Genomic DNA, 8,367 nt, shown 5'->3' with positions numbered 1-8,367 from the left:
GTAGCCTAAACCGAAGTAAGAAGCATCGATATCTGCGGGCCACGCTTGGTAAAACGGCACCTTTTCTCCGCTTCCGCCTCCGAAAGTATCTGTAAAGATCTGCTCGCTTTCGCTTGCCGGCGCCTTCGTTAAGGAATAACCCAAACCTCTGACCAGCATCGTTGCAAACTCAAGCCGATTTACATTCGTACCAAGTCCAAAATAGTTATCCGTCCGCCCGAGCGGAAGCACTTCAGCCAAGCCTTTAGCCCAGAGTGGCAGAACACACGGCGTGGACCACCCGTAAGTCGGATTGTTGAAATCCTCAAAGAAGCGCTGCGCCAAGAAAACAGCGTAGTAGCCGGTTCCGCTGCCACTAAACTGGAAGGGCGCTGTAATGGTGTTATTCTTGCTATTGGTAAGACCTCCTAAAATGATATTCCCCGCCGTTGCGTCCCATTTATAAATACCGCTCGTCACAGTAACCGTAGGCGAATACCAAATGGCCAATTGGTCCGTCACCGCCGGGTTAACACTTGAATCGTAGGATAGGGTAAGCTGCCCAGGGTAAAGCAAGTAAGCACCCTGCGCCACAGAAATCCGGTAAATGTTACTTACCAGAACATAACTGCGGGGGTCAAGACTTCCACCGCCGCCCAAATAAACAGTGAAAGCAACGCTTTGATCGCTTACCGGAAGTTTATATTGGTCAACCAATATGTTGTTCTTGGGATAGCTTAGCACGAGCATCCCGTTAAAAGCGCTGATCTTGCCCGTTGCCGGCAAAGCACTTACCGCGTACGAAGTTCCCGAAGTTACCGGCACCGCAGTAGCCCCAAACGCCGCCGGCGAGAAGGCTAAGAGGAGTAGAATCATTGCCCCCAAACAGAGTGCTTTCGCGTAGCCGCGCAAAACAACCACCCCTTCACGTGTCGGTTTCAGATGACCCGTGATTTTAATCGGCACAAAAGCAATCGGTCTTGATATCTTTGATTACAGCCTTTCATCAAATTCCGACCCGCAGCCTATCATTTAAGGGCCTCTTAGCCCCCTATCACCAGGACCTTTTTCCTATTTTCATACTCAACCCCGGAAAAATGTGCCGAAAGACTTACTAATGAAGTAGAAGGCAGGAAAGGAGGGATGAGAGCCCCGCGGCGAATCTGTAAACCTTCGTATCAGTGTACCAACAGATTAAGGCGCGGCGCAGCTAATATCGTTTGCGACGAAAGGAGGTAGTTACTTATGCGGAAAACAATAATGATTGCCGTTACCGTAGCGGTTCTCACGCTTATTTACGCCATCCTTGCTTGGGCCAGCCCAACCGGAAATAGCTGCTCAAGTTCGACCTGCGATTGTACCTACCAGAATAGCACTTGCACCAGCGTCTACCAGAACCAAGATAAAGATGCCGCTGACGAAGATGCTTACGAAGATGAAGATAACGACGTAAAAGAAATCCGGACCGAGATGGAAGTGAAGGCTAAAAATAAGGGCGAGGCCAGGCTACTACGGGAAAAGATTCGCGCCAGGGTTAAAAACCCAGCTGCACGGCTCGCCCTCTGGGAGGAATTAAAGGCGATGTGTGCGGACGAAGAGGAAGCTGCCGCGACCGTAGCCGAAATGATCTACGATAACCCGCAGGACAAAGAAGCTTACAAGGAGTTTGCTAAGCTCTGGCGGAAGCAGCACAGGGAACAAGTTTTTGTCTTCGCCTTCGGTCAAAAGATGGCCTTCGACGTACCGCCTCAGCTCGTGCAGGCAAGAACGTTTATGCCTATCCGGGCCATCGCCACCAAACTGGGAGCCGATGTTTACTGAGACCCGCAGACGCGCACCATAACCATCAGGAAGGGCGAAAAAACCATTATTCCTGTGGCCAACGTACCCCGGGCCAAAATAGACGACGAAGAGGTTAAACTCGGTGTCCCACCGGAGATTACCAACGGGCGAACCATGGTTCCGCTCCGCTTTGTGATGGAGCAGCTCGGTGGGAATGTCACTTGGATCCAGGACGCCCAAACGGTGGTAATCAATTGACGGCGGCGCAGTAAACAAGCCGCATTCAGCGGAGGCCCCGGAACCCCGGGGCCTCCTTAAAATTATTTGGCGAAGTAGATCAACACCCGCCGCACCGCCTTGATCACCTCTTCTACGTCCGCATCAGTCATCGCCGGGTAGAGCGGCAGAGTAAGAAGACGCTTATAGATGGCCTCGGCCTTCGGGCAAGGCGGCCCTTGGTGCAGTGTGCAGACGGTCGGGTCGCCGATCCACCCGTAGAGCGGGTGCAGGTAAACAGGGAGATAGTGGACGCCAACCTTAATCCGCTCCGAAAGCAGGGCCAGGAAAATCTGGCGTCGGTCAGCGTGAAGTCGCTCGAGGTTGAGTTTCAAAACGTAAAGCTGCCACGCCGGCACCGCGTCCGGATGGACCTTCGGAAGCTCCACGTACGGAAGGTCGGCAAAAGCCTCGTTATACCGGGCGGCAATTTCCCGCCGCCGCTTTAGAAAAGTCTCGAGTTTTGCTAGTTGTGCCAATCCCAAAGCTCCCTGAAGCTCCGTTGGCCGGTAATCGCAACCTAATTCCTGCACCTCATAGTGCCACGGCCCCTCGCCCGCCAGCACCAGGTCCCGCACATCCCGGACCTCCCCCCGGTCAGTAAAGAGGCGGAGCCAGCGGTAGGTATCTTCATCGTTTGTCACCACCATCCCGCCGTTCCCAGTGGTAATAACCCCGTCCTGGTGAAAGCTGAAGGCCGCCGTTACCCCAAAATTCCCCGCCTGCCTACCACGGTACACCGCTCCTAACGCCTCGGTTGCATCCTCGATGAGCAACAGGTTATGCTTGTAGGCAAGCTCCTGCAACGCCTCCAGCGCGCACGGGAAACCCGCAAAGTGGGTGGCGACCACCGCCCGGGTTTTCTCCGTAATATTCATCGCCACCAGCGCCGGATCAATGGTGAGCGTCTCCGCGTCAATATCGGCAAAGACGGGCCGCGCCCCCAAGTACAGAACCGCACTCCCAACGGCCGGGGAAGCGAAAGGCGAAAGAATAACCTCATCCTCGCGGCTGATCCCCGCCGCGTAGTAGGCCGCGTGCAGTGCCGCCGTACCGGTTGCTACCGCCACCGCGTACCGCACGCCCAGAAGCTGGGCAAACCGCTCCTCGAACTCCCGCACCCGCGGCCCGGCGGCCAGCCGCCCGCTTCGCAGTACCGCCACCACCGCTTCCACATCGCGCTCGTCGAGGTGCGGCAGGCTCCACGGAAGCTGGGTTTCCCGGACCGGCTCTCCCCCAGCAATAGCAGGAAGTCCCGGTGCGGCGATCCTTTCCGTCTCTTCTCGGCGCAAAACAATTCCCTCCCGCATCATATCCCGCCAAACAGGCAGTATTTTCCCAAGCCTGGCTAAAATTATAATTATATCCTCTGAGCCGAGCAAGCGGCAATTTAAACAAGCGGTAGCGGCATTAAAATTTACAGCCCGTGGCGGCACCTCTCTGCGCTCGCCGCAGGGCGCAAAAGCGCGTCCATAGCGGGAATACACACTTGCTGGAACAAGAAATTGCGACGAATGCCACCAGTGGAACCCGCGCCAGCAGCCCCGGCATTAAATCTTTCGTGAGGGAAAAGAGCGTTTCACCTGCATTATAAATATAACCGGCTCATAAAACTCCAACCAAGTCGTTACTTTGACTATACCTCGGGCCTAGGTTTAACGCACAGAATAATGAAACCAAAGGCATACTCGGCGCCAACACGCTCTCCTAATTCTCTGAGCATCTCAACCATCTGCGGATCATTATCCGTCAAATGGCGCACATACATATCTATCCCTGGTATGCCCCAATAAGGCTGTAGAAAAAGCCCTCTTGTTTCTTTGATAATAAACCCTTCTTTCGTTAACATATCTACTGCTTCATAAAAGGTAAACTCGCGAATATGATCGAAACAGCACTTAAAATCGGGGTAGCCGAGCATCCCGTTAACCCTTAAGTGAAGACTATCCCGGTTAGGCGAAGTAACAACAAATAAACCACCTGGCCGCAGAACCCGGAATGCTTCCTTTATAGCCTTTTGTGGCTCGGGCAGGTGTTCTATTACTTCCTTAGCGAGTACGATATCGAAAGAATAATCAGGAAATTCTAGATTCATTGCGTCCATGGGAATAAACCGGAAATTTGGTCTATCACCAAATGCCTGCCTGGCCCGTGCTATAGCCTCCCCAGACAAATCCGTGCCAACAAATTCCGCACCTTCACCAACGTAAGGGGCACTGCCCCTTACCCCGCAACCGACCTCCAATATTCTCTTGCCTGTTACCGGAGTGATTAGCTCTATCACGTGTCTATTTAGCTCAGAATCCCTTACCTTATCCTATAAACACACATTGTTATATGCGCTCTCTGAAGCGTACCGTTGATCCATTAACTGCTTAATCTCCGCTACCGATAAAGAAGAGTAATCCGTAATATTTGAGGCGTGACCGGGAGAATCACCTTTAGTAACCCTCTCTCCCGACATTTTGCCCCAATATCCGATAATCAATCCGTTAGCGGCGGAATAAGGCCTTCCGTAATCCAACCCCAGAACTTCCTGCCAGGGTACTTCCACCCATTCGTTAGCCGCAGAGACACGCTTCAAGCCATAACATTCCGTAAAGGAAAGTCTACCGTCGGCAAGCATCTTGTCCAACTCCGGATTATAACCTACGGGTAACGTTACCACCATCTTCCCTTCATGAGATAGTACCCCCTTTAATATCTCTAACGCCCGTAATAGCTTCTCTGCTTCTTCTACGTACCCACCCCCGCCGACGTGCTTAAGGGCAGAAATACTTATAATCAAGTCGTATTTCTTAGATGGAACAAAATCCACGCCATCTTCGTTTAATATGCCTAGAGCCTTTTCGTATTTATCTAAAATATCGTGCGATACAGGGAAATAACGTGACAAAACGTTACCCACTTCGAGAATCCTTTTGTCTTGGGATTCTTTTACAATCCTCCAGATAATGGGTATTTCGACCGCTGCTTCATTCTCCCAAGTCCGGTTATCGTGATGATAGAAGTAGTAATAACTCTGTTCCCTAAACTCAAAAGTAAAGGCTTTGCTATATCGCTCCAGGTTCTGACTAAGCGTCGCCTTAACCTCCGGCTGGTGAAGGTCGAGAAGCAGGAAAAGCAACTCTAATATTTTGCGAGTAACAGCGGGAGAATCCAGATCCATTTGCCCCAACCTTTGTAAAGCAGGCAAAAAATACGTGTTATAGGTTATACTGCCGAGATATGCAGCAATAGCGCCATTGGAGTTGCCTTTTTTTCGGTAAATCTCAGCGGTAAGGAAGATCGGTTTGTAATTCCCCGTGCCGGGATCGCTGTAATACCACCCTATCGCTTCGCCTTTTTCCACGGCCTGAAGAGACTCTTGTAAAGCATCGTCGTAGCACCGCTGCTTCCAGTGGGCTATCCCGGTGAGGTAGCCAAGGTCAGTATAAGCCGGGTAGAGTTTTCTCCCGTCCCGGAGAAGCCCGATCGCCTCCTCGTAACGTCCCTGGTTGATAAGCGCTAAAGCAAGGTTCCGTAAAACCAGTGCCCGGTAAGGATCCGGCGCCTCCCGGTACGCCGCCTGAAAAGCGGTAATCGCTTCCTTCGGTCTTCCTGTCGCCAAAGCATCCACAGCTAAAAGGTGGTGGTAGTGGTAGGCAGGAATCTCCGGGATGTTGCGCCCAAGCAATCTTCGACGACGCTTTTCCGCCAGGAATTGGGGGCGGATAATCCGGACAGGCGCCCACCGTCCTTGGTAAAAAAGAGGCACTCTATCTGCGGGTGCCGGTATCTCTTCCACTACCCGTTTGGAAAGAAACCGGGTAGAAGGCACTACCAGGTTCTCTAAACCCCACGCGTCGAGAGGGATTACTTCCAGAAAAGTCACCTTTTCTTCCGGGCTAAAGAAAACCTTTTCGAACGCCTCTCGATCTTCCACCGCCAAAGTTTCTCCCTCTTCTAACAACAATAACTTAGTTTCCGGACTTAAACCCTGTAATTCCCCCAGAGAAAGGGGCACCAACATACTCTCAGGATTCATAAAACTCAAGCTCCGCCGCGTTTCCTCCGCTAACTGCGCCTGCGTTGGCGCAATGAAAAAGCAGATGGCAAAATCGCCCCCCGGAATTTCCCAGGAGATGGGCTGGTGACGTAAACTTTCCAGCTGCCTTTTTAAAGCTTGGGCTGCCTCCCGCCAAGAAGAGCCGTGAGGCTTTAGTTCCGCTACCAGACAAGCATAACCGTCCCTTTTACAACTCGCCCCTTCAGTTATTAACCGAAAAACCCTAGTCTCAGAAATTCCTAAGTCTTCTTTTTCTTGACAAAGACAAAAATCCGGTTCTGGGAGCAAATCCTCTTCAAGCTGCTCGAGCAGTCTTAACTCGAGCAGTCTTAAATGGCCTTCTTCTACCTCACCTAAACCCCAATCTCGTGAGCCGCGGTTTAAAAGCCCTAAGTTGACCCCTTCACCGAAAAGGGCCAAAGCAAGCTTTCGGTTAAACTCCGCCTCTGGGGTCCGGGTAAAAAACTCCCCCGCAAAAACCACTTTTAAAGCCTCTTTCGCTTCAGGTCGGTACTCTAAAACCCTTAACCCCATTTTAATAGCCCCTTCCTAAGGTTCTAAGTACTTTCTCAGTTCCTGCATCGCCACCGCCGCTGCTCTCTCCCACGTCCACTTTGCCACCACATCCTCACGCGCCTTTCGGCCTCTTTGCCGCGCTTCCTCACGGTGCTCGAAAACATAGCGCATAAGCTCGCGAAGGTGCTCTATACTGGGTTTTGCCCAGCGGTGCCCCCGGAAAACCGGGATGTCTACATCCTCCGGAATATCTTCTAACCCCTCGATCTCGATCAGAAAACTATTTTCCTCATTCATAAACTCCAAGTTGCCACTCCATTTCGTCCCGATAGTAGGCAGACCGCAGGCCATTGCCTCCAAATACGGCCGGCCCCATCCTTCCCCGCGTGAGGGTAACACAAAAGCATCACAGGCGGTATAAAGCCCAGGCATCCGGTCAGCCTCGATATGTCCTTTAAGCAGAACTATTTCCGGGATCTTATCTAAACTGAGACCCAACCGATGCCGAATAAAGGAAAAGATTCGCTTTTCGATCGTCCCTGGCCGGCTTTGGGCGAGTTTATATACTTTAAGCAGAAGTGCCACGTCTTCCTCCGGCCGAAACTCTGTGAGATAAGCAGTAAGCAAGATATCCCAACCTTTACGGTCCTGCAAGTCAAAGCTGGATAAGAAGACAAATCCTTTCCCGCCACGAATATCAAGTGGCTTTGCTTGGGGGTTATAAACTTCGGGATCAATTCCTTCAGGCACTACCCGCAATTTCTCGCGCTTTACCCCGGAAGAGCTAAACGTTTCCACATTAAACTTCGAGGGAACCCAGATCTCGTCAAGCCAATCCCAATACATTGCCCATTCTGGTTTAAGGCGATCTGTTTCAAACATTGTCCGCCCGATATTCACCGCGCCGCGGACCCTATCATCAAGAGCAGCCGCCGGGAGATGATGAATCACTACCGACCGTTCAGGCTCTACAAGCCGCTCTAAAAATTGAAGCTCCTTTCGCTCTGCTGGTGCCAAAATCTTTTTCGTATCTTCTTTTAAGCCTTCAGGAATCACTTTAAGATTTAGGCCCTTTCGGTTAAGAAGAAAAATAAAGCCTCTGGCCTCATCACCGTAGCCGCTCGCCTCATAAATATGACCTCGCCAGATAACCTCCCTTTGAGAAAGAGCGGCCCCTTTTTTCCGTCCTACAACCAGCACATCCCACTCTTTACTTTTTTCCATAACCCCGGTTTTCAAAATGCTGAAATGTAATGCCCGTAAAATAGCTTCCAAAAGAACCGGTGGATAAGGACGGACGTGCGTAATGTCTAACCAGAAGATGTGAAGGTGGACCTCCGGTTTAAGGAAGTTGGGTGTCTGGATCGCGATGACCCCACCATCCTGCAGAGACCGGGCGCAATAGTAGAGTAGCCTTACTGCCTCGGGTCCAGGGAGGTGCTCAATGATATGGCCGAGCATAATCCCATCATAAATCTGCTGGTTTTGCCTTAAAAATTCTAGCGCCGAGGCTACATGAACACGCAAGCCTTTGGCCTGCGCCTTCTCCACCACCGCAGGGTCGAGGTCAATCCCTTCTCCCTCGATACCTACCTCCCGCAACATTTCTAAGAAAAGGCCCTGGCCACAGCCGATATCCAGCACCCGGCGGCAACCCCGGAAAAAAGGTAAAATCTCCTCTTTTATCTGACGGGAAAACTGGGAATCCCCTTCAAAGGCGTGGGCGATCGCCGCGGTTATCCTTGCCAGCTCAGCCTCCTCTTCCA

5 protein-coding genes and 1 pseudogene are annotated in these 8,367 nt (G+C 51.7%); 1 reads left to right on the top strand and 5 read right to left on the bottom strand.

Annotation, left to right across the window (positions count from 1 at the left end; translation table 11 throughout):
- Window positions 1-804: hypothetical protein (locus tag ACUVTA_RS04745; RefSeq protein ID WP_445951825.1), on the bottom strand; the 804-nt coding region annotated here is incomplete at its 3' end.
- Between the two features lie 420 nt (window positions 805-1,224).
- Here ACUVTA_RS04745 and ACUVTA_RS04740 point away from each other — a divergent pair.
- Window positions 1,225-2,019: pseudogene (locus tag ACUVTA_RS04740) on the top strand (copper amine oxidase N-terminal domain-containing protein).
- A gap of 62 nt (window positions 2,020-2,081) precedes the next feature.
- On the opposite strand, the gene ACUVTA_RS04735 reads toward ACUVTA_RS04740, so the two are convergent.
- From ACUVTA_RS04735 to ACUVTA_RS04720, 4 genes are all read right to left on the bottom strand, one after another.
- Window positions 2,082-3,329: a DegT/DnrJ/EryC1/StrS family aminotransferase gene (locus ACUVTA_RS04735; protein WP_445951824.1), complete on the bottom strand. Its 1,248-nt coding sequence runs from the start codon at window positions 3,327-3,329 to the stop codon at window positions 2,082-2,084.
- A gap of 344 nt (window positions 3,330-3,673) precedes the next feature.
- On the bottom strand, window positions 3,674-4,321 hold the full coding sequence (locus ACUVTA_RS04730) for a class I SAM-dependent methyltransferase (RefSeq protein WP_445951823.1): 648 nt from the start codon (window positions 4,319-4,321) through the stop codon (window positions 3,674-3,676).
- 33 nt (window positions 4,322-4,354) lie between these two features.
- Window positions 4,355-6,619, bottom strand: coding sequence for a tetratricopeptide repeat protein (locus ACUVTA_RS04725; protein ID WP_445951822.1), 2,265 nt, complete (start codon window positions 6,617-6,619; stop codon window positions 4,355-4,357).
- Window positions 6,620-6,634: 15 nt separating this feature from the next.
- The coding region (locus tag ACUVTA_RS04720) for a glycosyltransferase (protein ID WP_445951821.1) at window positions 6,635-8,367 on the bottom strand (1,733 nt) is incomplete at its 5' end.

The organism is Thermodesulfitimonas sp. (assembly GCF_052743955.1).
The sequence above is the reverse complement of the archived record's forward strand: the minus strand, read 5'-3'. Positions and strand labels throughout refer to the sequence as shown.

Excerpts from the sequence above, each read along its gene's own strand:
- ACUVTA_RS04725 (WP_445951822.1), bottom strand. The coding sequence starts at position 6,619 with ATGGGGTTAAGGGTTTTAGAGTACCGACCTGAAGCGAAAGAGGCTTTA.